This window comes from Myroides sp. C15-4, assembly GCF_050522745.1.
GTDB lineage: Bacteria > Bacteroidota > Bacteroidia > Flavobacteriales > Flavobacteriaceae > Flavobacterium.
The window spans coordinates 1-25068 of record NZ_JBMVQX010000036.1 but is presented as its reverse complement, the minus strand read 5'-3'; the positions used below and the strand labels follow the sequence as shown (position 1 = coordinate 25068).

At 36.0% G+C, this 25068-nt stretch carries 20 protein-coding genes and 1 other RNA gene; 6 read left to right on the top strand and 15 right to left on the bottom strand.

What is annotated here, in order from left to right; translation table 11 throughout:
- Positions 1 to 2: 2 nt before the first annotated feature.
- The gene (locus ACPDHL_RS13790; RefSeq protein WP_430533334.1) at positions 3 to 1709 is read right to left on the bottom strand and encodes a M23 family metallopeptidase; all 1707 of its coding nucleotides are present in this window, start codon (positions 1707 to 1709) and stop codon (positions 3 to 5) included.
- Positions 1710 to 2055: 346 nt separating this feature from the next.
- On the opposite strand from ACPDHL_RS13790, the gene ACPDHL_RS13785 reads away from it, so the two are divergent.
- The 4 genes from ACPDHL_RS13785 (at position 2056) to rny (ending at position 4441) form a co-directional block, all read left to right on the top strand.
- Positions 2056 to 2346 carry a hypothetical protein gene (locus ACPDHL_RS13785; protein WP_430533333.1) on the top strand — a complete coding sequence of 97 codons (291 nt, stop codon included), beginning with the start codon at positions 2056 to 2058 and terminating at the stop codon, positions 2344 to 2346.
- A gap of 8 nt (positions 2347 to 2354) precedes the next feature.
- Positions 2355 to 2654, top strand: a complete 300-nt coding sequence (locus tag ACPDHL_RS13780) for a cell division protein ZapA (RefSeq protein WP_002990886.1) — start codon at positions 2355 to 2357, stop codon at positions 2652 to 2654.
- 67 nt (positions 2655 to 2721) lie between these two features.
- Positions 2722 to 2830: non-coding RNA, 6S RNA (ssrS, locus tag ACPDHL_RS13775), on the top strand.
- A gap of 48 nt (positions 2831 to 2878) precedes the next feature.
- On the top strand, positions 2879 to 4441 hold the full coding sequence (gene rny, locus ACPDHL_RS13770; RefSeq protein ID WP_430533332.1) for a ribonuclease Y: 1563 nt from the start codon (positions 2879 to 2881) through the stop codon (positions 4439 to 4441).
- Between the two features lie 69 nt (positions 4442 to 4510).
- Here rny and xerD read toward each other — a convergent pair whose 3' ends face one another.
- Both xerD and ACPDHL_RS13760 read right to left on the bottom strand, forming a co-directional pair.
- Complete coding sequence (gene xerD / locus ACPDHL_RS13765) at positions 4511 to 5425, bottom strand: site-specific tyrosine recombinase XerD (protein ID WP_430533331.1); 915 nt, start codon at positions 5423 to 5425, stop codon at positions 4511 to 4513.
- 89 nt (positions 5426 to 5514) lie between these two features.
- Positions 5515 to 6147: an outer membrane beta-barrel protein gene (locus ACPDHL_RS13760; protein WP_430533330.1), complete on the bottom strand. Its 633-nt coding sequence runs from the start codon at positions 6145 to 6147 to the stop codon at positions 5515 to 5517.
- 328 nt (positions 6148 to 6475) lie between these two features.
- Between ACPDHL_RS13760 and aroQ the strand changes: the two genes are divergently transcribed.
- Both aroQ and ACPDHL_RS13750 read left to right on the top strand, forming a co-directional pair.
- Positions 6476 to 6892 carry a type II 3-dehydroquinate dehydratase gene (gene aroQ, locus ACPDHL_RS13755; protein ID WP_430533329.1) on the top strand — a complete coding sequence of 139 codons (417 nt, stop codon included), beginning with the start codon at positions 6476 to 6478 and terminating at the stop codon, positions 6890 to 6892.
- Positions 6892 to 9372, top strand: coding sequence for a DUF5686 family protein (locus ACPDHL_RS13750; protein WP_430533328.1), 2481 nt, complete (start codon positions 6892 to 6894; stop codon positions 9370 to 9372). The genes aroQ and ACPDHL_RS13750 overlap by 1 nt, the downstream gene beginning before the upstream one ends.
- Positions 9373 to 9518: 146 nt before the next feature.
- Here the strand turns inward: ACPDHL_RS13750 and ACPDHL_RS13745 are convergent, their stop codons facing one another.
- The 12 genes from ACPDHL_RS13745 to ACPDHL_RS13690 form a co-directional block, all read right to left on the bottom strand.
- Complete coding sequence (locus tag ACPDHL_RS13745; protein ID WP_430533327.1) at positions 9519 to 10481, bottom strand: ABC transporter ATP-binding protein; 963 nt, start codon at positions 10479 to 10481, stop codon at positions 9519 to 9521.
- Between the two features lie 190 nt (positions 10482 to 10671).
- Positions 10672 to 11616, bottom strand: coding sequence for a thioredoxin-disulfide reductase (gene trxB, locus ACPDHL_RS13740; protein ID WP_430533326.1), 945 nt, complete (start codon positions 11614 to 11616; stop codon positions 10672 to 10674).
- 176 nt (positions 11617 to 11792) lie between these two features.
- Complete coding sequence (locus tag ACPDHL_RS13735; RefSeq protein WP_430533325.1) at positions 11793 to 12923, bottom strand: hypothetical protein; 1131 nt, start codon at positions 12921 to 12923, stop codon at positions 11793 to 11795.
- A 14-nt stretch (positions 12924 to 12937) separates the two neighbouring features.
- Positions 12938 to 14053: an AraC family transcriptional regulator gene (locus ACPDHL_RS13730; RefSeq protein ID WP_430533324.1), complete on the bottom strand. Its 1116-nt coding sequence runs from the start codon at positions 14051 to 14053 to the stop codon at positions 12938 to 12940.
- A gap of 105 nt (positions 14054 to 14158) precedes the next feature.
- A complete protein-coding gene (locus ACPDHL_RS13725; protein WP_430533323.1) occupies positions 14159 to 14800 on the bottom strand; it encodes a helix-turn-helix domain-containing protein in 642 nt (213 codons plus the stop codon).
- 914 nt (positions 14801 to 15714) lie between these two features.
- Positions 15715 to 16356, bottom strand: a complete 642-nt coding sequence (locus tag ACPDHL_RS13720; protein WP_430533322.1) for a helix-turn-helix domain-containing protein — start codon at positions 16354 to 16356, stop codon at positions 15715 to 15717.
- A 690-nt stretch (positions 16357 to 17046) separates the two neighbouring features.
- Positions 17047 to 18168: a helix-turn-helix domain-containing protein gene (locus ACPDHL_RS13715; RefSeq protein ID WP_430533321.1), complete on the bottom strand. Its 1122-nt coding sequence runs from the start codon at positions 18166 to 18168 to the stop codon at positions 17047 to 17049.
- A 432-nt stretch (positions 18169 to 18600) separates the two neighbouring features.
- Positions 18601 to 20565 (bottom strand): OmpA family protein, encoded by a 1965-nt coding sequence (locus tag ACPDHL_RS13710; protein ID WP_430533320.1) that lies wholly within the window; start codon positions 20563 to 20565, stop codon positions 18601 to 18603.
- Positions 20566 to 20576: 11 nt separating this feature from the next.
- Positions 20577 to 21506: a PorP/SprF family type IX secretion system membrane protein gene (locus ACPDHL_RS13705; RefSeq protein WP_430533319.1), complete on the bottom strand. Its 930-nt coding sequence runs from the start codon at positions 21504 to 21506 to the stop codon at positions 20577 to 20579.
- A 22-nt stretch (positions 21507 to 21528) separates the two neighbouring features.
- The gene (locus ACPDHL_RS13700; RefSeq protein ID WP_430533318.1) at positions 21529 to 21813 is read right to left on the bottom strand and encodes a hypothetical protein; all 285 of its coding nucleotides are present in this window, start codon (positions 21811 to 21813) and stop codon (positions 21529 to 21531) included.
- A gap of 100 nt (positions 21814 to 21913) precedes the next feature.
- Positions 21914 to 22102: a hypothetical protein gene (locus ACPDHL_RS13695; RefSeq protein WP_430533317.1), complete on the bottom strand. Its 189-nt coding sequence runs from the start codon at positions 22100 to 22102 to the stop codon at positions 21914 to 21916.
- 950 nt (positions 22103 to 23052) lie between these two features.
- A complete protein-coding gene (locus ACPDHL_RS13690; RefSeq protein WP_430533316.1) occupies positions 23053 to 25014 on the bottom strand; it encodes an OmpA family protein in 1962 nt (653 codons plus the stop codon).
- Positions 25015 to 25068 lie beyond the last annotated feature (54 nt).

Sequence of the window (25068 nt, the reverse complement as noted above, 5' to 3'; positions counted from 1 at the left end):
GTTTACTTTCTAAAAAAATGCGTAGAAAAGCTAGCTTCATTGCCCATACTGTCTGTTACTTTAATCACAACATCATTGCGCCCAGAACTCACTACTCCATCGCTGAATAAATGTACTATTTTTTTTGTCTTATAATCGTAGTCTAAGAGCATCCACTTCCCGTTAATTGTTCCTTCTATGGTATTCACCCCGGATTCTGTATCTTGAACGAGGAAGGAAATTTCTTTTGCGTTACTCAACCAATCCCCCTCTTTGAAACTAGGTTGATAAATCTTCGGTGGTGTATGGTCAATACCATACGTATATTCGCCTAATTTTTTAGTGTAAATCGTCCACAACTTTCCTTTTTTATGTGTTTTGACATAGGATTTACTTCCATTGGGATTGCGTTGGGCCAAATAGCCTTTTTCCAATTCGGCATCTGTCAATCCAAAATGGCTAACATCCACTGTCAGCGTCATGTTTTTAAAGCCCGCAACTACGTCTTTATGCAAGGTGACCACCTTGTCTTTGGCGTTAAAATTAAATTTAAAATCTTGATAAAACGTATTCGCAGGAATCGTTAGCGTTGCAAAATCCTTTTCCATGATAAACTCTTTGGTTGAAAGGATGTCGTACTTATCACCTTCTGATACATCCATAGACTCGACACGAGCCACAAAATCATCCGCGTAAGTAACTGGAATTTCAATTGTGGTTTGATTGCCGTGATAATCAGAAGCTACTATTTTATAGGTATAGCTCATACCTGGTTTTACATCGAGTATTCCCTTTGTACTAGCATCTACTTTTAATACAGACAATGGAAATGGTTTTTCGAGAAACATTTTTTGTACTTTTTCCTTTGTTCTCTTGGAACGACCATAATCGACTACTGCATTAACAAAGCCCGATTCGCTGAAAGCAAAGGTATCAAACTGATAGCTAAAGCTCGGTTTCCCATTGACAAATGTTTCCACCTTATAAACGCCGTTTCGGTTGCTGTTATTGTTTGCCGTATCGTACATATCAATTCCAAAACTAATTTGTCCGCTTGCTGTAATTGGATCAGCGGTGAGAATCCCATTGATCATCTTATAAGGTAAAGCGACAGGGGCAATCGTTTTATTAATCACAGCCTCTTGAGAAATAGGATAAGCATAGAGTGCAGTAACGGTAGGTGCTTCCGTATCGGTGAGCATATCTTTCATTCCCCAACTCAATGGATTGACGATGGCTTGCGATTTAGTATCTCGGAATTCATAGTGTAAATGGGGGCCACCCGAACCACCCGTATTTCCAGTATAGGCAATAATATCTCCTTTTTTTACTGGAATTTCATTTCGCTTAGGGAATATTTCAATTTCGAAAACGCGTTGTTTATAATGCGTATCGAAGACGCGCTGAGCAATTGCCCCTTCATAGGCACTTAAATGCCCATAAACCGTTGTCATCCCATTGGGGTGATCGATATACAACGCCTTTCCATATCCCCAAGTAGACACTTTAATACGCGATACATAGCCGTCCGCAGGGGCATAAACAGGTAATCCAATGCGCTGTTGGGTTTTGATATCTAATCCCGCGTGAAAATGGGTTCCTCTGAGCTCTCCGAAATTCCCCGAGGCATTAATCGGTATATTCAAAGGATTGGCAAATTCTAAAGCTGGAGCTTGTCCAAAAGCAACGAGGGCAGAGAAAACAAAAATTCCAGTAAAACTCTTTTTCATTTTTTATAATTTATTGCTAAAATAAAGAATAATCTAAAAATGGCGAACCCTTTTTCACAAATCCTTTTCCGTGAAGTTTTTTCTCTTTTGCAAGGAAAATACCTATTTTTTCCTCCTTTACTTCCCTAAATACTATCTTCGATACTTTCCTCTACTTTTTATACAAACGACAAAAAAAAGAGAGGTTGAATTGGTAAATAATTCTACAAAAAGGCAGAGAATATTTTCATCACCTAGTTATTAATCAATTTCCTAGCAGTTCACGCGAACTTTTAGCAGAAAATATTTTAAAATCTAAATACAAATTGTAACTTTGTAAAAGAATAGTGAATATTTATTTTGCAACATGAGTGAACTAACGGACATAATTAATGCTTTGGAAGTAAAGTTTGCAAAACTTGTACAAAGGTTAGATCAGTTGGAAGCGGAGAATAATACCCTCAAACAACATTTGGTCGAGGCACAGCAAGAAATTCTACAAAATGAGACGCAATTAGACGACATTTACAAGAAATATGAATCTCTGCAGTTAGCCAATTCACTATTGGGCAGTGACGAAGGAAGAAAAGATACGAAACTCAAGATAAATTCATTGATAAGAGAGATTGACACTTGTATCGCTCAACTCAGTAAATAAAGCTAGCAATGAGTCAGAATGAACAACTAAAAATCAAGATATCGATAGCTGATCGAGTATACCCATTAACGGTGACTTATGCTCAGGAGGAGGCTTTGCGCTCAGCGTCAAAGAAAATTGACATCATGATCAATCAGTTTGAAGAGAGCTATGCGGTACGAGATAAGCAAGATGTTTTGGCGATGTGTGCGTTACAATTAGCATCACAGACGGAACAAAAGACAATTGACAAGTCGGAGAATTACAATAAAGCCGTTGATCGCTTGGTTCGATTAGACGAGGCTTTGGATCGTATTCTTTCTAAATAAAAACACGTTCTTATTTAAAGGAAAAACTAAGAAAAATACTGCTCACATTAGTAAACCGTTTTGATAAACTCAACACTAACAAATTAAAATGGGTGAATCATTGCTACTAAAGCACGCTGCATTTATGCAGATCCTTGAACAGCAAGCTAACCCAAAACTTGTTTAAATCAGAGTTTATGCAACTCTACTGATGTGGGCTTTTTTTATATAATTATAAAACACATATGGATATACTATTTATTGTTGTAGGAGTTTTAGTGGGAGCAAGCATTGGTTTTGCCATTGCAAAATACCTGGAGAAAAACCATGCTTCTTCTATATTACAAAATGCTAATAATGAAGCTAAAACCCTTATACGCGACGCAAAAACGGAAGGAGAATCAATCAAAAAAGAAAAGATTCTTCAAGCAAAGGAGAAATTTATTGAGCTAAAAGCGGAGCATGAGCAAGTGATTTTATCGCGTGATAAGAAGATGGCGGAGGCTGAAAAGCGAACAAGAGATAAAGAATCTCAAATTTCAAATGAGCTTTCAAAAGCGAAAAAAGCAGCGGAAGAAAGTGAAAAAATCATCAAAGATTACGATGCTAAATTAGAGCACGTTGAAAAGAAACAAGAAGAAGTTGATCGCTTGCACCGTACGCAGGTTGAGCAATTAGAGATTATATCAGGTTTAACTGCTGAAGAGGCAAAGAACCAAATCATTGAAAGTTTAAAAACAGAGGCGAAAGCGGATGCGATGTCGTATATTCAAGATACGATTGAAGAAGCAAAGCTAACGGCTCAACAAGAAGCGAAAAAGATCATCATCAATACAATTCAACGTGTAGGAACTGAAGAAGCAGTAGAAAACTGTGTGTCAGTATTCAACATTGAATCAGATGATGTAAAAGGTAGAATTATTGGTCGTGAAGGACGCAATATTAGAGCGATTGAAGCTGCTACAGGGGTTGAAATTATCGTAGATGATACACCAGAAGCTATCATTCTATCGTGTTTTGATCCTGTAAGACGTGAAATTGCTCGTCTATCACTACACCGTTTAGTTACGGATGGACGTATTCACCCTGCTCGTATTGAAGAAGTTGTGGCAAAAACAACCAAACAAATCGAGGAAGAGATCATCGAAATTGGAAAAAGAACCGTTATCGATTTGGGAATTCACGGCTTGCACCCTGAATTAATCAAAATCGTTGGACGTATGAAATACAGATCATCTTATGGTCAAAACTTATTACAACACTCCCGTGAAGTGGCTAAATTATGTGGTTTAATGGCCGCTGAATTAGGACTAAACGTAAAATTAGCAAAACGTGCTGGATTGTTACACGATATTGGTAAAGTACCTGAAACAGAAAGTGAATTACCACACGCGATCTTAGGAATGCAATGGGCAGAGAAATTTGGAGAAAAACCAGAAGTTTGCAATGCCATTGGAGCCCACCACGATGAAATCGAGATGACAACTTTAATTGCACCTATTATTCAAGTATGTGATGCTATTTCAGGAGCAAGACCAGGAGCAAGAAGACAAGTATTGGATTCTTATATCCAACGTCTAAAAGACCTTGAAGGAATTGCGAATGAATTTGGAGGGGTTAAAAACTCCTATGCAATTCAGGCTGGTAGAGAATTACGCGTAATCGTTGAAAGTGAAAAAGTATCCGATGAAATGGCAGCAACGCTTTCTTTTGATATCTCACAAAAAATTCAAACTGAAATGACGTATCCAGGTCAAGTTAAAATTACAGTTATTAGAGAAACAAGAGCTATTAACATAGCAAAATAAAATAGTTCAACTCCTAAAAAAAGCGAAAGAAGAATCTTTCGCTTTTTTTTATATCTACTCATCAACTCCTTATTCTCCTCTACTTCTAGGATGATAGGTATCCATGACATTTTTCAACTTCTCTCGACTGATATGCGTATAAATTTCGGTTGTTAAGATAGACTCATGGCCCAACATCAACTGAATCATGCGAATATCGGCTCCATTTTCGAGTAAATAGGTCGCAAAGGAATGGCGAAAACTGTGCGGACTAATGTTTTTTTGAATATTAGCGTCTTTGGCTGCTTGTTTGACAATGGTAAAGATCATGGCTCGTGTTAAACGAGCGCCTCTACGATTTAAAAATACAATATCGATATCTTCCTTTTTGACCTGCATATGATTGCGTATGCTGTTTCTATATAAGGTAATCCACTGCATTGTTTCTGGATCAATAGGCACAAAACGGTGCTTACTTCCCTTTCCAATCACCCGTATAAATCCCTCTTCAAAAAACAAATCACTTAGGCGAAGATTAACCAATTCGCTAACGCGTAATCCGCAACTATACAGGAGCTCAAGCATTACTTTGTTTCGATATCCTTCATTGGTCGAAAGATCTAAAGTTTCAATTAAGGCATCAATCTCTTCGACAGCTAATACTTCGGGTAATTTTCGTCCTAATTTGGGGATTTCTAATAAATCTGTTGGTGATTTTTCAATCTTTCCATCGATAATCAAAAAAGTAAAAAAACTTTTTAGTCCAGATATAATACGCGCTTGTGAGGTAGGCGCTAATACGGTCGAAAGTTGGTAGACAAACTCATTGATCAGTTCTGCCGTAACCGTTTGAGGGGTCGCCTCAATCTCATTATGAGCCAAAAAATGGACAAACTTCATCAAATCCAATTCATAGCTATCGATGGAATTTTCAGCCAAACCGCGTTCTAATTTCAAGTAGTGAATATACGCTTGAATGGTGTTTTGCCAAATTTTAGGTATCATTTCTCTCTTTATTCGTTTGATTCAAAGATAAAAAAAAGAGCTTCAAAACTGAAGCTCTTTCTTATACGTTATTAGGTACTGATTTTCGATTAGAATTTGTATACTAATCCGAATGTAGCGTTATCAAAGAAGTTATTGAAAACATTCAAGTTAGCATCTGTTTCAGAAATTGTTCCTTGTTTTTTACCATCAAGTTTGTGGTTGTGGTTTCCGTAAGAGAATACATTTCCTAAAGTGAAAGCAACTGCTAATTGATCTGTTAAGAAGTAGTTGAATCCTAAATCAATTCCAGCTTGAATACCTGTCAATTTGTTTTTAGTTGCAGATACTTCTTTTTGGTCGTATCCAACACCTACCTCAGCAAACGTTTTGAAACGGTTACCTAATTCTAAGAAGTAGTAACGTGCATAAACTCCAGCGTAAAGGTTTGTTGCCGTAGCACCATCAAAGAAATCTTCTTGGTTTTTACCAAATCCTAAAGCAGCTCCAATAGCTACTTTATCTGATAAAAAGTATCCTACTTTTGGATTGAACTTGTATGTAGTTGTTTTGTTTTTGTTTCCTGAATCTGAATCTTTATTCACTTTATCAGAGATTGTAAAGCTTCCTTCGATCATGAAGTTACCTTCTTGGAATCCAAATGTTGGTTTTTCTTTTTCTTGTGCGTTAGCTGTTAAACCAAATGCAGCAACAGCTGCTAACGATAGTACTAATTTTTTCATATCCATTAATTTTTTTACTATTAACTGGGACGAAATTACAGTATCTCTTCGCAATATGACGTTTATTTAATAAAAATATAACATTAAAGAAACCTTAGATATTTAATTTTTTAACATGACATTGTAAATCAATCAGTTATTACGTTATCAGTAATCGTTAAGATTTAGTTAATTCCTATAAAAAATGTAATACAAAATCTCTAAAATTCTTAACAGCCTCAAAATGAATGGAAACTAATTGCTTCATTCGCTCAAATATTAGTCCCCAATTGTCTAAACAACCTTAATATTAAATATATTTGTTCTACTGTACTACAAAATTCGATACATGAAAATATTAATTCTCAATGGTCCAAACCTAAATTTACTAGGTAAACGCGAACCATCTATTTATGGTAATACTAGTTTTGACGTCTATTTTGAGCAATTAAAAGATAAATTCCCAACGCTTGAACTGGTTTATTTTCAATCCAATAGTGAAGGAATTCTCATTGACAAATTACACGAGGTTGGTTTCAGCTATGCGGGTATTGTTTTTAATGCAGGTGCGTATACGCATACATCGATTGCCTTGGGTGACGCGATTGCTTCGATTACAACGCCAGTGATTGAGGTTCATATTTCCAATACACATGCACGGGAGTCTTTTCGCAAAGAATCTAAATTAGCAGCGGCTTGTCGTGGTGTTATATTGGGATTTGGTCTAAAAAGTTATGAATTAGCGCTTAGTGCTTTTCAAGATTAATGAATATACGTGTAAATAAAATCACTTTATATCTTTCACTCCTCTTCGTTCTACTAGCAGGAGGTTTTGGGTATGGACAAACCATTACGGGACGAATTACCACAGAAAACCACACACCAATTGGTCAAGTTTTGGTTTTTATTCCTGGCACAGTTCACCATACACAAACTGATGATGCTGGTTTTTTTACTATCAATTGGGATTCAAAAGAAACGCTTTACATCCAAAAAGAAGGCTATGAAAACCAAAAAATAAAATACAAGAATCAAACAGATGGATGGATTATTCCCTTAATTCCTTTGGATAGACGCAATATTCTCTATACAGAACAACAGGATCATTACGCGCCATATTTACTTTCTTTGGTTTATGCTCATTTTAAACAGCGTACCAATAACTACCAAGCTTCGTATTACGCCAAAGGGGATCTGCAATTAAACACCCAACGCGCTTCTTATTTAGGGCAAAAGCGAAAGGACTTAGATCCTGCCTTAGATATTGACAGCGAAGAGGCAGGTAACTTCATCTACCTCAGTGAAATGTCTTCAGACTTAGATTATCGCAATAAACTTCTGAGTAAAGAGACAGTTCATGCCTTACAGGAAAGAGGAAATTCGAAAGACCTTTTGTTTTTGACAGGAACGGACAATGACTTCAATATTTTTAGTGCTGAGGTATCTAAACGAATCAATGTAATTTCTCCCCTACTGCCTTTTGCTAATACGTACTATTTTTTTGATATTATCTCGGAGGACAAAATGGGGGATGAAACAGTATATCGCATTTACTTTACGCCCAAACGCGACCGCGAACCCATTATGGAAGGATATATTGAATTTACCAGTAAAAACTGGCAGGTACTATCTTTTTACGCGAAGATGAAGGGTAATAACGTCAATGTAAAGAATGTCAATAATTTGCAAATCAAGCAGACCTATACGCATTCCCCTTCGCTTGATGCACATGTAAAGGCTTCACAAACCCTTGTTTTTGATGGAAAATTCATCGTTTTTGATTTCATTGGCAAGTTTGAAAGCAGTTTTTCACACTATACGGAAAAACCAGCGCAATTGATGGAGAACAAAACCAATGAATATTTAACGTTTACCACAGATTACAACCTCAATGAAGAAGAGAAGTTAGCAGCTATTCGTCCTTTTACTTTACTGGAGAGTGAAAAAAAATACTTCGATCAAAAGTCAATATTCTTAACAGATGACACCAAAACCATCCTAGATTCTATTGATAAAAGAACGAATAACTTTACTGTATTCAAACTAATTAAGGGCTATAAATACGTCAACTCGTTTAAAAACACCACCTATAGTTATCACGGTTTACTGTCTACTTTTGCTTTCAATGCTGTACAGGGGTTTAATATTACCTCTGGTTTAGATTATACGAAATTGCGCGCTGATAATGCGGCAACTTCGTATGGTGTGAATGTTAGCTATGGATTTAGCGAAAATAAGTTTCGATTTTCTGGTTATGCTTCCCATGTATTTAATCAACAAAACTACAGTACGCTCCGCGTAGAGGCAGGCGAAGCAATTGAGCAATTCAATCAAGATGATCCGATTAAAAAGCCCATCAACTCATTTGCCTCTGCTTGGTTTGGGAAGAACTATGCTAAGTACTTTCAGAAAAAGTTTCTTGCGCTAAATTACAGCCAATACGCTTTTACTAACTTTAAGTTTGAAGCGCGATTAGAATATGCGTATCGAAAGAATTTATACAACAACATTCAAAATCCTCCGTTTGTACCTACCTTGGATTTTACGTCCAACAATCCACTAGACCCGACAGATTTTGAATCTCCATCGTTCCAAAATAACGAGGTTGTCAAGCTTCAAATGAATGTACAAGTGGTATTTGACCAAAAGACAATCAGTTATCCCAATAAAAAACAGTACATCCAACAGTCCAAATATCCTGTATTAGAGGTACATCTAGCGAAAGCGTTGAATACGACAAATCGACACTTTAGCTATACTTTTGGGTCTATTGCAACGAAATATCAAAACAACATAGGAACTATTGGGGAGTTGTACACCGGAATTTCGATCGGACAATTCTTTGAACAGAATAAAATTCCATTTACCGACTTCAAGCACTTTAATGGAAATCAAACCTTTATCGGTTCTTCTTCTATATACAATAAACAGTTTAACTTACTGCCTTACTACGAATATAGCACGAATAAATCCTATGTAGAATTTCACATGGAACACGATTTTCGCGGCTTTTTAATCAATAAAATCCCCCTTTTGAACAAAACAAGGTACTCTTTTATTGTAGGTTTTCACCTCCTGCACACCCCTGACCAACCCACTTATAAGGAATTTGGTATTGGTTTAAACAACTTTGGTTTTGGTAAGTTTAGGCCTTTTAGAATCGATTATTTCACTTCTTTTTCAGATCGAAAAACAACGCATGGCGTAGTTTTGGGCATAAAAATATTAGATTTAATTCAGAAATAACTTTTTGGGAGATGAGAGAATAGAAATGGTAAAATAAAAAAGCGAAAGATAAAATCTTTCGCTCTTTTATTTTATTTTCATTCAGCTTGGTCAATGTCCTCTTGTTATTACGATTTTCTCATTTCCCCTCTCTCGTTTCCAATAAACTAGTGGTATTTCTTTAGTGCTAATTTCACTTGTGTCCCCACTTGTACATCGACAGGGTGATTGAAATACAATTCTCTATTATTTTTAAAACGCGCGTGAACGAGGTATCCGTCTCCACAGAAATACGCTTGTTGAATTTCAACTTCCAATACTCCTTTTTGTTTGGAGATCATCAATTGATGTGGATAGATGAGTAAAACTTCATCTTCTTTTGTATCGGGTGTAAAATCGGAAATATACAGTTCATTTACTTCTCCAAATAACGTAGCGACGTATTTATCAGAAGGGTATTCGTATAGGTCTTGTGTATCTCCATAATCAACGACACGACCTTCTTTGAGGACGATGGTTTCATCTGCGAAACTCAATACATCCATACTATCGTGGGTTGCGACGATACACGTAATATTGTGTTCTTTTAAATAGGAAAATATTTTACGTCTCAAAACGCTTCGACGCGCATAATCAATATGGCTAAACGGTTCATCCAGCAGCAGCACCTCTGGAGCAACTGCAAGGACTCTAGCGATAGCTACGCGTTGCTGTTGTCCGCCACTCAACAGCTTAACCTTAACATCTGCGAATGCTGTCATTTCAATGAGGTCCAGTAATTCTGCAATTTTAGCTTTCTTTTTTTCGAGATTAAAATTCGATAGATATTTTCCAATATTTTCTGCCACTGTCGTATGTGGCATAAGATCGAAGTCTTGAGCGAGATAGCGCATATTGTCCATTCCAGGAACCAAATTATATGCTGGACCGAGAACTTGATTGTCTTTCCAAAAAATTTCTCCCTGATCTAGATCGTGTAATCCGTAGATTAATTTAAGGAGGGTGCTCTTTCCACATCCACTTTCACCTAGTAAAGCTACGTGTTTCCCTTTTTCAATAACTAAATCAATGGCGTCTATAACGGTATAATTGGCGGTATAACTAAACGATATATTTTTTAATAAAAGCATGTCGAGGTTTTAAAGTACAAAGATAAAAATATCTTATCATGCGCTCCACTAAATTCAAATAAAGACATAAAAAATAACCTATAAAAAAGGGATAAAACACAACTGTCTCATCCCTAATTTATTATATATGGATAACCCTCCAATAGTAAGTCAGCTAAGACGTTATTTTTATGGGCTATTACCTCTTCATTTATTCTTTTGAGGCTAAGTAACGCTCAGCATCTAATGCTGCGATACAACCTGATCCAGCAGCTGTAATCGCTTGTCTGTAATCTTTATCTTGCACATCTCCGCAAGCAAAAACCCCTTCAATATTGGTTTTACTTGTTTTTCCTGTAGTGATTAGATAGCCTGTTTCATCCATTGTTAATTGTCCTTGGAAGATATCTGTATTGGGTTTATGTCCAATTGCTACGAAAAATCCAGTTGCAGGGATATCAGTCTCCACTCCTGTTTCGTTGTTTTTCACTTTAATTCCCGTCACTACATTTCCATCACCTAATACTTCTACTGTACTAGTGTTCATTAGGATTTCAATATTTTCGGTATTGCGTACACGATCTTCCATAATTCTAGAAGATCTAAATTTATCGCTACGCACTAACATGGTAACTTTTTTACAAAGTTTAGAAAGATAATGTGCTTCTTCACAAGCGGAATCTCCAGCACCTACAATTACTACTTCTTGGTTTCTGTAAAAGAATCCATCACATACTGCACAGGCAGAAACACCGCCACCTAAACTTAGATAATGCTGTTCTGAAGGTAATCCTAGGTATTTTGCCGTTGCTCCTGTCGAGATAATTACTGTATCTGCGTGGACTTCTGTCGTTTCATTTACCCATACTTTTTTAATCGCTCCACTTAGGTCAACTTTTGTTACCCATCCATCTCTTACGTCGGTTCCAAAACGTTTCGCTTGAGCTTCAAGTTGCAACATCATTTCAGGGCCTGTAACACCGTCAGGATATCCAGGGAAGTTTTCTACATCGTTCGTTGTTGTTAACTGTCCACCCGGTTGTAATCCTTGGTATAAAATAGGTGCCATATTAGCTCTAGCGGCGTAAATCGCTGCTGTATACCCTGCAGGTCCTGATCCAATAATCAAACACTTTGTTCTTTCTATCGTTGACATAATACTTTTTTTAATAATTGTGAAAACAAAAATACCCTTTTTCCGTGCTTTTCAAAGCACTTTTGTAAAGAAATAACTTATTTCTGCATAGGAAAATTCTATTTCCTAAGCCCTATCTTGTCTATCGAATCATTTTCTTTGTTAGGTACAGAAAGGAGAACGAGTGGAAATTAGTCCTAGCGTTGATTGATCACCTCTTTTTCCATAAAGGAATCTTGTGTGCGTTTGAAGCTCTCATAGCTTCTAAAACCACAGGCTAAAATAATGTCTTCCTGTGTTTTCTTCTTAGAATCTAAAGTAGCTTGTATATTGCGGTATTCGAGATACCTACAATGATTAATATACTGTGAAAAATTCATTTTATAGGTTGTATTGATAAACTGGGACAAATAGCTTCTATTGGTCATAAGGTCATAGAGCAAATCTGTAATTTTCAGCTGGGGGTTCAAATACGGTTTTTTATCGGCGATATATTGTTCAAAGATATCTTTGTCAATGAACAATTCTTTTTCTTTTGTTTTTTTCAATTTATTTGCGGTTATGGTTTCTTCAAGTATATCTTCTGTGCCTAGGGCGAAGTTTTCACAAAAAACATTGTAGCAAAGACTAATGACAAAAAACATAAACAAACCGTTGGGCATGAGTTGACCTAAGAATAGATTATTCTTCACTACAGGGATCACGTAGAAAACGATAGATCCTGGCAACAACAAAAAACCAAGCACAAAAATGGGATATAACCACAACAAAGCGTCTTGTTCTTCATCAGAAGAGTAATTGCTAATAATTTTGCGGTATTGCATCAAGCGATACAGCGATAAAATAAGATACATGACATTGTACATGCTTGCTATTAGAATCTCTTTCTTGGTAATCAGAAAGGCGAGAAATCCATTTTCAGAGAATAAGAGCTCCAGATCTTCTCTGCCTTCATTGGATGGAAAGAAATAAACCAAAAGCCCAATAACAAAACAGGCAACATAGTTGAAATAATTAAATTTCTCAGCTTTCTTCAACCTTGTCAATACAAAGATGAAGTGATAAAATAGCAAGGACATCAATAGAGCCGTTTGAAAATTCAGTCCATTTATACACGATAAATGCACCAGACTAAAGGCTTCAAAAAAGGTTGTACTATAGAAAAAGATACTTATAGCATAAAAGGAAATCAAAATAATAATCACTTGTTTCACTACCAAGTCGGAGGTATTTTTTGCTAACTTCAATCCGAGTAAAACAAGGCATAAAAAAGTAGAAAAAACAGAAGCCGAAAAAGAGATCCCTATAAAAAAAAAGTCATAATCCATTTGTTGTAATCTCTTTAAAATCGCTGTCTTTTTTCTGCATTCTTTATTGCTCTCACATAATGTCTATAATCAGAGAAGCCTGCTTTAACGACTAAGTATTCGAGGCTACTATCTAGGTCTGTTTTTTGTAAGTACTCCACTTCTTTTAATCTCCAATAATTGATAAATTGACTGACATTACAATGATAGGTAACGTTAATAAATTTTGACATATAGGTTCGATTTACACCAAAATGATTCACCAATGTTTCTAGTCTAAAATTTTTGTCTGTATAGGGCTTGCTCTGTGTAAAATACGTTACAATTTCTTGTTGTGTTAATAGATTACTTGCACTTTCATTGGGATGAACAAACGTAGATTCCAATACATCCTTGTCTTGCGCCCCCATTTGATCTACGCTAATAATTTGTCCGGAAGACAACATAATATTGGTTTTATACTGTTGTGGAATTTTTATTTGCTTTTTTTCTTGTAATATATTGAACGTCACAACAATATGCTTAAAAGAAAACACGAAGACGAGCATAGCGTACACTAGTAAACTTCTATTATTCAATAAGATAAGAATAGAAAAAATGGTTTTTCCCAAGAGCAATAGGTGAATCCAGTTGAGTTGTTCCTTCCCAAACTTTGATTTTTCCTGATGATACTTATATACTCGGATCCAAAATAAAAAAGTATAATAGGTAATACAGACTCCCATACAAATGCTTAAACACTTTGATAAGAGAAACTGATGGTCTAATGTTTGAAATCCTTCTGTTTTGGATAGGACATACAAAAAAACATAGGCCATAATTCCCAAAAAAACGGCTTGCACATAATGAAAATAGTTAAATTTCTTTTTCATTGGTGTAAAGAAGCACACGAAGTGATAAAAAAAAACTTGAGATAAGGTAACAAGAAGAAACATAATAGGCAGTAAGCTGATTCTAATAATGAGTTGATTTTGCGTGAGATTATCGATAAACCACAGCACAATAAACACGCCATAATACCCGCCTAGCGTTTGTAAAATTGGCGTTTCTGTTACGGATAGGTTTTTGTAAAAAACGACTAGTAAAATACTTCCACACGTCATAGAAGAAATCATCGGAATGGAAATCAAAATATATTTCAGTAGCTCCATTACTGTCTATTTTTATGTTTCTTGCTTTCTTGTTTACCTTCTTTTTAGCTTTTAGTTTTTCAACTAGGTGAAGTTTTCCCAACTCTATTTAGCCTTGCCCTTTTATTAGCAAAGCAAGGAATCCTTCCATTTAAAGATTTCAATGACGTCTTGCGCGAGTACCTCTATACATTCTTGCTCGTCTTTTCTTACTTTAAACTTACTTTTATCTTTGCTAATTTCAATCAATTTAAAGTATTGAAATCCTTTATTTTGTACGAAAAAAACATATTTTTCTTGTTCAACAAGTAGCGAATGGTCTATTTTTTTGCAAAACGCATAAATTAATTGAGGCTGTTCTTTTTCTTTTACGAGCGTATATAACTGGATGATGATGTCAAAATTTGAACTTTTTGGCAGGTAAATTTGTTTGAGTTTTTGCTGTTTTGTTTTGATGCTCAAATAGTATTCCAAATAATCATCGATGTAGATAATCGGAACATTGATATAGTATTTTTCAATTGCTTTATTCGGATAGTTAGAGTAGAATAATTCATTCAAATCGATTTGATGCTGTTTACATACATCAATGATCTTAGCATAACAAAGTGTATTTCTCTTCTTCCAAGATGAAATAGTATTGGGTTTTAATTCAAAAATATGCGCCAATTGTTTGCTTGATTTGACGCCTAATAAAACTTTTAATTTAGTTAACACTTCTATTGAAGAACTAATGTTTTGATTTTCTTGTAGCACTTTATTTTTCATTATTTAGTTGTACATTTATTTATAATAACTTCCTGTTTTTTCAACTGTATCACCCTGGTAATTTTTTGATCGAGTAAACTTTTATTCCTTTTTTTTATACCTAATGCATGTGATTTTATATAAGGGAAGTCACTTCTATTTTTCTGTAACAAAAATTTATTCCGCTTCATCCGTTAAGTGAAATCAGTTTGTAGCATGAAGCGTGATAATCAACCTAAAATCACCTCAACTAAGTTGTGGATGTTTCTACTTTTCTCTAGAGGCAAAGAAATTACCCCCGTCTAAAATAAGATTGTAAAAGTGTAAAAATATGAGTGTAAAACTGTACATGTGTTTTTACATATCGTAAAATTTTTAATAAAAAACCAACAAGCACTTAAAATACACAGATTTACAAAAAAACATTTTCATAAAATACCACGGGTGTTTTTTTAAATAATTTCATTTTTACAGCCATTCATTTCTAAAAAAATGAATTAATTGTCTTTTTTGAGACTGAAGCAGTAGGTTCTATCCTTCTAAAATTTAGAAAAGCAAAGAGGATTGCCCAAAAAAAGTAGGCATTTGTGTTTCTTGTCCGTTTTTTTAATAGAAAAAACGAAACATCGATGGTATAAAAGTGGTATACCTTTTAGCCCTTACGCCAATCAAAACATATTCGACGCTTTATTTACTTGTTTTAATGGGTATTTTCACCACAGTAAAAAAGCTTTTGTTTTTACATGGTCTGCCCCCCCTTCTCTGTATTCATTTTTTTTATCTAACTGAAAGGAATAAAAAAAAGAAGAGTGTTCTCTTCTTTTTTTAAAAATTAGTATGCTGTAGATTGTACTATTTTTTTGCTGTAAGGGGATGAATACGCAAACACGTTATATTTTAAATTCTTTTAATTTCGGGGGAAAATTTATCTATAGTTAGCAAAATAAGAAGTTGATACAATGGTAGACCTCTACAACTTCTTTGGCATTAACCCAACTTAATTCTTCGGTTTCCTTGTGTAAATTAACTCTATTGTTTTTTTTATCTACTTCGATCACATTGTATTTTTGAAAACCTTTATTCTTTAGTAGAAACACATAGTTTTCATTCGTATTGATCTCTGTAAATTGCACTTTTTTACAAAATGCGTATACTAATTTGGCACTTACTTGATCCAGTACTGTTGTATACAGCTGTATAACAATATCAAAACTCACTTGTTTAGGCACATAGATTTGTTTTAATTTTTTGGGTTTTGCGTACATACTCAAATAGTACTCCAAATAATCTTCAATATAAATAATTGGAATATTTCGATAACTTTTATCAATGGACACATTTTGATAATCGCTAAAAAACAATTCATTTAAGTCAATATTAAAATGATGACAGACCTCAATAACCTTTGCATAGGACATTGTATTTCTCTTTTTCCAAGACGAAATAGTATTGGGTTTCAAATCAAAAATTTCAGCTAATTCTTTGGCTGTTCTTACCCCTAATAACACTTTTAATCTGGTTAAAACTTCGGAAGAAGAAGTTTGAATCACATTTTCTCGCCTAGCTATTTTTCTCATAGTATTCTTTTTTTTAAGCAATCCACTAAAAAGGAAAGGATTCAATTCTAGTAAATTAGATAGCTGTATTATTTAAATTAGTATTAGTATCGAGCTTGTGTAATTTTGTTCATAGATTGGATCAATTTTTATCTCTCATTTCTTTCTTTATTTAGTTATTATTTTCTCTTTATATGTTCTAGTCCTATAAGATCATTCAGTATTGTTTGTTTTGTCCTTCTTTTTTTTACTTTATTGCTACTAAATAATCCTTTGCTATATACAGGATTGGTGTTTATTATCTCGTACTTTCTGCTGCTAAAAAAAGAAGTTTGCCCATAAAAGAATGGGCAATACTTCTAGGAAACAACAGATTTACTGTTCACAACCTCTTCTATATTATTCCCCTTGTTAGACCTCCAAAATGGCCTCATGATATAACGTAAGAAAGAGTCTTATGAGCGGGTATTATATTTATTTTCACCTGTTTACACATATTTTAAACAACAATCAATGTCATGAACAGGTAAACACTACTACTTTGGCTCAATTCGCATCTAAAAAACAAGACAGTAATACGATGATTTTAAAAATAATTCTTACTCTATACAAATCAATTGGACTACATAAAAAAGTAGATCAACTTTTTTTATTCTTAATTCGTATTACTGTTTGTCTTTTACTATTCGTTTTCGGTCTCTTTCTTTTTACTTAATCTTGGCATTTTTTTAGGTATTCAAAAGGGGTACATCCCAGTACGTGTTTAAAACTTTTAAAAAAGGAAGTTTTTGAGTTAAATGCACTCTCAACGAATAAGTCATTTACACTTAGCTTATCCTTTTTATTGGAATTATTAATGTATTGAACGACATGGTCAATTCTCAATTTATTAATGTATTCTCTAAAATTCATTCGGTGAACAACGTTAAAATACTGCGCTAAATAATAGCGTGATATTTTAGTTTGGGTAGCGAGATCCGTCATTTTAAAATTGGCATCTAAAAAGGCTTTATTTTCGATAATGATGTCTTGAACTTTAATATTACAACGTTGTAAAACAATTTCGTTTAATTTCGTTTGTCCATACTTGGGTTGATTCAATTCGCTCTGTTCCATGGCGTAAACGTCCTCTCTTTCCCAATCTTCCTGATCTTGATCTTCTTGATCTTCTCCTTCAAGGATGTTGATGCTATTTTTTTCTTCCATATTTTTTCGCAAAAAAGCGAGCGACACATAAAACAACAAGAGAAATAGCAAGCCAGAAGATTTTACATCTTGAGAAATACTAAAAAAGAGCAAGACTAATACAAGACTTACGCTTAGGTGAATCCACCTTTCCACTTTCCTGCTTTTTTTATGCCTTACTTCTTTCTCACTACTTCTTGCTGTTACTTTCTTTCCTACAGTAATCCCGTAATACACAAAGGACAGCACTAATACTCCGCCCATTCCTTCAAATACATAGGGCAAATCAGCCTTCATAAAAATGATGAATAGTCCACAAATGAATACACACATCATAGTGTAAAAATCACCAGCGTATTTGCTGTATTTCATTTGTTGCTCGTTGAAGTACCATGTTGATACAATCAAATTGAGGTATGGACCATAAAATAAAAACATCAAGGCCCAGATTGGAAAGTGAACAACATGACCCACTAATAAATCTTCATAGATGACTAAAACCAGTTGGAAAAGAACAAAAAAACTAAACCAAGTCATTGTTTTATAAGCTATTCGCTTTGTATGGGATACTTGCTTAAAACAAGCGGTTAGTATTTCATAAAAAACAATGGGTAATAATAGAATAAGAAATAAATTTTGTAAGGGCATAATAATCAGAATTAAGGACAAATAAACTTTGCTTCTTAACTTATCTATCTAAGTTTATAAACATCATTACCTTATACTTCATTATCTCGCAAAGATTCACAACCAATTTTATGCTCCATCTTCAACACATTCGCTAGATAATTTCATATAAAATATACACGTCACAACAAGAAAAAGAAAGAAAGATTTTCAGAACCACTTCAAAATAATAGGAGTAAGTCAAACTCACCTATTTCTTAACAATAGACGACCAAAATTTGTGCCATGGCATTTAATATGCTGTGATAATTCGCACTCCATCTACTATTTATCATTGCTTCTTTTACTTTCATTTGGAAAAGAAAGCTCCTAGTCTAGGAGCTTTCTAAACTTCATCTGTCTATTTTACATCCAACAGCGCGATGATTTAAAAAAAATTGCTTTCTCTTTATACTATTTTTCTACTACAATAAATTCACTGCGTCGATTTTCTTGGTGTTCAGTATCACTACAACGAACACCATTACTACAGCGATTGATCAGTTGCGTTTCTCCATACCCTCGTCCTGTTAAGCGATGGGGGTCAATACCTTGCATAATAATCCATTGTATCGTGGACTTGGCACGGCGGTCGGATAAGCTCAAATTGTATGCATCTTTTCCTTTGCTATCCGTATGAGAACGAACGTCTACTTTTATCGTTGGGTATTTTCGCATCACTTCGACGATCTTCATCAGTTCAATCGAGGCATCATAGCGGATATCCGACTTGTCAAAATCAAAGTAAATCGGCGATAGATTTAATAATTTGGCTAAATCTGTATTGACTTCAATTGGAACTTCTGTTTGCTCTAAATTGATATCCACAGTCTTCGTTCCTGGTTTATTATCGGGATTAAAGGCTACTACTTCCGTGGTGTTGTAGGTATTTGCCTCTGCTTTGATGCGGTATTTAACGCCACAATCGAGAAGAGGTGTGATATAATATCCTTTGCTATTGGTGTGTAGGGTATCGGTTTTCAGATATAATCCATCCGAAATCACAACCCTTGCATAGGGAATGGGTGCTTTGGTTTGCTTGTCATACACCGTTCCTTCTAGATTTTGCTTACACGGTTTTTCAACCCAAAAAAAGATATCATCTGAACCTTTTCCTCCTGGGCGATTTGAACTGACAAATCCTTTGTTTTCCTTAACATCGATGTAAAAGCCAAAATCATCTAAAGGGCTGTTGATCGGTTCTCCCCTATTCACTACGGGACCGTAGCTTCCATCGGGGTAAATACGAGTGGAAAAAACATCTAATCCTCCCAAACCAGGATGGCCATCTGAGGAAAAATACAGCTGGTTATCTGAAGAAACAAAAGGAAAACTCTCTCGCCCTTCGGTGTTAATCGTTTTTCCGAGGTTTTCAACAGGACCATAGCTGCCATTCTCATACAAAGCCACGCGATACAAATCCGATTGTCCTAAGCTCCCCTTGCGATCTGAGGCGAAATATAACCACTTCCCATCAGGAGTTAAAGCAGGATGGGCGGTATTAAAATCATCCGAATTAATTGGCAATTCTTCTACCTGTCCCCACTGCCCATCCTCTTGCTTTATTGCTTTATATATTTTTAATAAGGACGTATTTGCTTTGTTTTGCTTACTCTTTCCATTGCTCTTGGCGTTGTTGCGCGTAAAATACATCGTTTTACTATCTTGTGTAAACACAGCTGTCGCTTCATTAATACTCGTATTGTCCAGGGGCAAACGAACAGGTTCTCCAAACCCATCTTTGCTTATTTGCGAGCTATACAAGCTCGTATAGCTCTCATTGGTCCAGCTGTGAATCGCACTTCCTTTCGCTGTACCCGTTGCACGAGCTGAAGTAAAGACAAAAGCATTCCCCACAATAGCTCCTCCGTAATCCGAATATTCACTATTTATTCCCAACGCTTTGATGTCATAGCGATCCGAATTACGACCAATCTGAGTCAAGTAATCGCGATTCGTATTGTGCAAATTGGCCCGAGAGTCACTCCCTTCTAACTTGTAAAACTGATCCATCAAATCCTGTGATTTCTCGTAATCCTTTTGGCTTTTCAGCGTCTGAGCATAGCGATAGTAATATTCAGAGGGCAATAGTGGAATACTTTTATCTGCATAATCTCCTTCAAAAAGTTCACGATACCATCTATGGGCTTCAGCTAACTTTCCGTTGAAGTAATACGAATCGGCCAAATTTTGCAATACCGATGTGTTGATGTAGCCTTGATTGGCCAAGCCTTCGTAAATTTCAATCGCATTGGCATAGGCCAAGCGATCAAAATTTTGATCTGCTTGCTTTTCCTTTCCTATTTGGCCATAACTTACTGTCACTACTGTCAATAACACAGTTGTAGCAAGTCCAAATTGTCGTACGTGTTTTTTCATACTAACCTATTTTAGAAGAACCTTGGAGCAGTTACGCGTTTCAAGCTGTTAAACAAAGTAAAGCGAAGAAAAATCTCATGAGAACCGGAGTTGTAACGAGCCAACTTCGTTGTATCAGCATCGTAACTGTAACCAATTAAGAGATTTTCTAACGCTTGAAAACCAACTAAGCCACTAACCGATGCATCCCAGCGGTAAGCCGCTCCAAAGGTAAACTTCTCTCTAAACATAAAATTCGCACTTAAATCAACCTGAAGCGGCGCTCCTGCTACCATCTTGACCATAGCCGCTGGTTTAAATTTCAAATTGTAATTCAAATCAAATACATAGCCTCCTGTTGCATACAAATGCATGCGCTGGCGAAGGGTATTGACTGCGTTGTCGTCATAGCGCGATTGGGTAAACAGATGCGGAGCAGATAGGCCTACATAGGCCTTCTCGGAGTATAAAAACGCACCTACACCCAAATTTGCACTAAAGGAATTGTCTACATTATTGGCAACTACAGGATCGCGCTCTTCGTATATACTCAGCTTATTGTAATCAACATTCAATAAACCTCCTGAGCCCTTTAGTCCAAAAGCGAGTTTATATTCGCTATTCAGATCAATCCCATAGGATAGATCCACGGCTAACGTATTTTCATCCATTGCACCCAAGCGATCGTTGGTAAAGTTTACTCCCAAGCCCAAGCCTGAACGGCCCAATGGGGTATCCACAGCTAAGGTGGCTGTTTTAGGAGCTCCATCCAATCCCACCCATTGGGTGCGATACAACCCAAAAAGGTTTAACCCTTGTTCACTACCTGCATAAGCGGGATTAATATAGGTATGGTTGTACATATAGTTGGTGTATTGCGGATCTTGTTGACCCTGCATCTGAGTAGAGGCGCAACCTAGTAGTACTAGACCAATCCCTTTATATATTTTCTTTTTTTTCACTTCGATTTACTTTAATTAGTTGCTAAATGTGAGTACGCTCATTTTTTAATTGCATGAGCCTCATTACTCCCCCTGCATTGGGATCGCATAGATTATCGTTGCTGAAATTGCTGCTGTAATAAATCAAGCCTGCAGTTTGAACCCCATTGCTAAGTAAAGTGTCAAATTCGTAGGTGGTACTCTCTACCACATCTTTACTAAGGATCAAGGTACTGTGATTGACTAATTTTTTTTGATAAGGAGCCCGCCCAAAACTGGGCAAGACTCCAACCAAAAAACACACAAATACTTGAACGTATTTTTTCATAGCATTATTTTTTTTTCAACGGTGTGCAACACTCAATCTCATCCTGTAACGTCCACTATATTTAGATCTTGATCTATGGATCACCCTCTCTTTTCATCGGTTAGCCCTTCTTCCTCATTTCTGAAACAAGACGTCCGATTAAATCATCCGAACATGCAGGTATTCCAACATGTGAATGAATAAAATTTCGCTCAGCCTCATCTTGTATTTCGACAGATTCATCCAGTCTCATTGTTCCTATCTCCACTTGAGCGTGCAAGGCAGTAATGGTCAATAATTTTCTTTTCATATTTGTCGATAGAATTTGATTTTTTCTTGTTTTCCTTTTGAGTACAAGTTTTTTTTTATTCTTTTCCCATTGCTTTCTATTGTTCTATACTACAAAATCGCATCGGGTACAATCCTAAACAATGGTTGTGAATACCTATTCATACATATCGATATTCAAAACTATGCAACAAAAAAGTTAAAAAAAGAATCAAAAAAACATTAAAACATCAAAAAAAACACAATGATACATGATTTAACTTTTGTTAAAAAAAATACAAAAAACACTTTATTAAAAAAGAGCTTATCTTCGACATACACGACAAAAAAACAATTCGTACAAAAGCTACTCATCACTTTGATCCCCTAGTATTTTCTATTTTTTGCTTTAACCTAAAGCAGTTGAGAAAAAAGAAAAGAGTCCATTCTTTTTTTTCTTTACTTCCAAGTATTCTTCGTTATTCAATCCCTCTTTTATCCCCTGTTTCATTATCTAATCCCTAAATCCCCTTCTTTTTTTAAATCAGCAGGCAGTATCATCTTCAATTCTCCTGTTCTTGCGACTCATTTTCTCGCTTTCTACTACGTATTGTCCTTGTATTTTATTTTTTATGTACTACTCCATGCTAAAAGTCCCCCTTAATATGTGTGGTTCTAGCGTTGTGGTTTTAATTCCCTCTATTCACGCCAAAAAGAAACCGCTATATCTGATTATCGACTCTATTCAATAGGAAGAAGACAACTAAAAAGAAGTAGAATTGGCATGATTTACTTTTTTCCTTCCTTTTATAGCCAACAGTTTACTGATTTAAAAATCTGTGGTATAGGGTCTTGATCAGCAGAATAATTCAACCATTCACCTGGTTGAGATACATAAAAAAAAGGGAGACTAACTGCGTCTCCCTTCAATACTGCTGTATGTTTTACATCGCACAGCACGATTATATATAAAAAAAGTAATTCGCTTTGGTTTTATCTTGCAACTACAATAAACTCACTGCGTCGATTTTCTTGGTGTTCGGCTTCACTACAGCGAACACCATTGCTACAGCGGTTGATGAGTTGTGTTTCTCCATATCCACGTCCAGTTAGACGATCTGGAGCAATACCTTGTTTAATAATCCATTGAATCGTAGACTTGGCTCGACGATCCGATAGGCTCAAATTATAAGCATCCTTTCCTTTACTATCCGTATGCGAACGCACGTCTACTTTTAATGTTGGATACTTTTGCATCACTTCCACAATCTTCATCAGTTCAATCGAAGCATCATAACGGATAACCGATTTATCAAAATCAAAGTAAATTGGCGATAGGTTTAACAATTTTGCTAAGTCTGTGTTGACCTCAATTGGGGGTTCTTGTTTTTCCAAGCCAATATCCATCGTTTTTAATCCAGGTTTACTATCGGGATTAAATGCGATAGCTATTGTATTATACGAATCGGTCTCTGCTTTTATGTGATATTTAACGCCACAATTCAACAGGGGAATTGTGTAATATCCATTACTGTTGGTACGCAGCGTATCCCCATGCTGATTCAGTTCAGTTGAAATCACAACCGTAGCATAGGGAATGGGGGCTTTGGTTTGCTTGTCATACACTATCCCCTCAAGGGTTTGCTGACATATTTTTTCTGTCCAGGTATAGATATTATCTTTTCCCTTACCGCCTAGGCGATTTGAACTAACAAACCCCTTGTTCTGTTCAGCTTCCACATAAAAACTAAAATCATCTAAAGGGCTGTTGATTGGCTCCCCCATATTCACTACAGGCCCAAAACTACCGTCAGCATTTAGTTTAGAAACGAAAACATCCAATCCTCCTAAGCCTGGATGACCATCTGAGGAAAAATACAGCTGGTTATCTGAGGAAATAAAAGGAAAGCTCTCTCGTCCTTCCGTATTGATTACGTCTCCTAGGCTTTCAACAGAGCCATAGTGCCTATTTTCAAATAATGCCACGCGATACAAATCGGATTGTCCTTTACCTCCTTTGCGATCTGAGGCGAAATACAACCACTTACCGTCAGGGGTTAATGCAGGATGTCCCGTACTAAAATCATCCGAATTAATCGGCAATTCTTCCACCTGTCCCCACGTTCCATCCACTTGCTTTACTGCTTTGTAAATTTTAAGTAAGGAAGTATGGTCTTTATTTTCTTTGCTTTTTCCATTATTCTTAGCATTGTTTCGCGTAAAGTACATCGTTTTACCATCTTGGGTAAACACGGGCGTTGCCTCATTAACTGCTGTATTGGCCATTGGCAGGCGAACGGGTTCGCCATATCCATTTCTGCTTACCTGCGAACTATACAAACTCGTGTAGCTTTCATTGGTCCAGCTATGAATCGCACTTCCTTTCGCTGTGGCAGTTGCACGAGCCGAAGTAAAAACAAAAGCATTACCTACAAGAGTACCTCCATAATCGGAGTATGGGCTATTTAACTCCAACGCTTTGATGTCATAGCGATCCGAGTTATTGGCTATTTGCGCAATGTAATTTCGATTCTCATGGTACAAAACAGCACGAGAATCTCCTTGTTCTAAGGTATAAAAGAAATCCATCACCTCTTGCGCTTGCTCATATTCTTGTTGACTTTTCAATGTTTGAGCGTAGCGGTAATAGTATTCAGAGGGCAAGCCAGCGAGATCCTTGTCTTTGTAATCCCCTTCAAAGAGTTCGTAATACCATTGATGCGCCTCGGCTAACTTGCCGTTGAAGTAATACGAATCGGCTAAATTTCGCAACACTGAGGTATTCATATACCCTTGATTAACTAAGCCATCATAAATTTCAATCGCATTAGCATAGGCCAAGCGATCAAAATTTTGATCTGCTCGCTTTTTCTTCCCTGTTTGACCATAGCCTACTGTCACTGCGGTCAATAACACAGCTGCTACAAGTCCTACTTGTTGTAGTTTTTTTTTCATATCAAACTAGTTTAGAAGAACCTTGGAGCGGTTACGCGCTTCAAGCTGTTAGAC

What these genes read in the sequence shown, in the direction of transcription:
- trxB (WP_430533326.1), bottom strand. Translation starts at nt 11,616, where the DNA reads ATGTCAACGATAGAAAGAACAAAGTGTTTGATTATTGGATCAGGACCT.
- ACPDHL_RS13725 (WP_430533323.1), bottom strand. Translation starts at nt 14,800, where the DNA reads ATGAAAAATAAAGTGCTACAAGAAAATCAAAACATTAGTTCTTCAATA.
- ACPDHL_RS13790 (WP_430533334.1), bottom strand. Translation starts at nt 1,709, where the DNA reads ATGAAAAAGAGTTTTACTGGAATTTTTGTTTTCTCTGCCCTCGTTGCT.
- ACPDHL_RS13695 (WP_430533317.1), bottom strand. Translation starts at nt 22,102, where the DNA reads ATGAAAAGAAAATTATTGACCATTACTGCCTTGCACGCTCAAGTGGAG.
- xerD (WP_430533331.1), bottom strand. Translation starts at nt 5,425, where the DNA reads ATGATACCTAAAATTTGGCAAAACACCATTCAAGCGTATATTCACTAC.
- ACPDHL_RS13730 (WP_430533324.1), bottom strand. Translation starts at nt 14,053, where the DNA reads ATGGAGCTACTGAAATATATTTTGATTTCCATTCCGATGATTTCTTCT.
- ACPDHL_RS13690 (WP_430533316.1), bottom strand. Translation starts at nt 25,014, where the DNA reads ATGAAAAAAAAACTACAACAAGTAGGACTTGTAGCAGCTGTGTTATTG.
- ACPDHL_RS13780 (WP_002990886.1), top strand. Translation starts at nt 2,355, where the DNA reads ATGAGTCAGAATGAACAACTAAAAATCAAGATATCGATAGCTGATCGA.
- ACPDHL_RS13785 (WP_430533333.1), top strand. Translation starts at nt 2,056, where the DNA reads ATGAGTGAACTAACGGACATAATTAATGCTTTGGAAGTAAAGTTTGCA.
- ACPDHL_RS13720 (WP_430533322.1), bottom strand. Translation starts at nt 16,356, where the DNA reads ATGAGAAAAATAGCTAGGCGAGAAAATGTGATTCAAACTTCTTCTTCC.
- ACPDHL_RS13700 (WP_430533318.1), bottom strand. Translation starts at nt 21,813, where the DNA reads ATGAAAAAATACGTTCAAGTATTTGTGTGTTTTTTGGTTGGAGTCTTG.
- aroQ (WP_430533329.1), top strand. Translation starts at nt 6,476, where the DNA reads ATGAAAATATTAATTCTCAATGGTCCAAACCTAAATTTACTAGGTAAA.
- ACPDHL_RS13710 (WP_430533320.1), bottom strand. Translation starts at nt 20,565, where the DNA reads ATGAAAAAACACGTACGACAATTTGGACTTGCTACAACTGTGTTATTG.
- ACPDHL_RS13750 (WP_430533328.1), top strand. Translation starts at nt 6,892, where the DNA reads ATGAATATACGTGTAAATAAAATCACTTTATATCTTTCACTCCTCTTC.
- ACPDHL_RS13760 (WP_430533330.1), bottom strand. Translation starts at nt 6,147, where the DNA reads ATGAAAAAATTAGTACTATCGTTAGCAGCTGTTGCTGCATTTGGTTTA.
- ACPDHL_RS13715 (WP_430533321.1), bottom strand. Translation starts at nt 18,168, where the DNA reads ATGCCCTTACAAAATTTATTTCTTATTCTATTATTACCCATTGTTTTT.
- ACPDHL_RS13745 (WP_430533327.1), bottom strand. Translation starts at nt 10,481, where the DNA reads ATGCTTTTATTAAAAAATATATCGTTTAGTTATACCGCCAATTATACC.
- ACPDHL_RS13735 (WP_430533325.1), bottom strand. Translation starts at nt 12,923, where the DNA reads ATGGATTATGACTTTTTTTTTATAGGGATCTCTTTTTCGGCTTCTGTT.
- rny (WP_430533332.1), top strand. Translation starts at nt 2,879, where the DNA reads ATGGATATACTATTTATTGTTGTAGGAGTTTTAGTGGGAGCAAGCATT.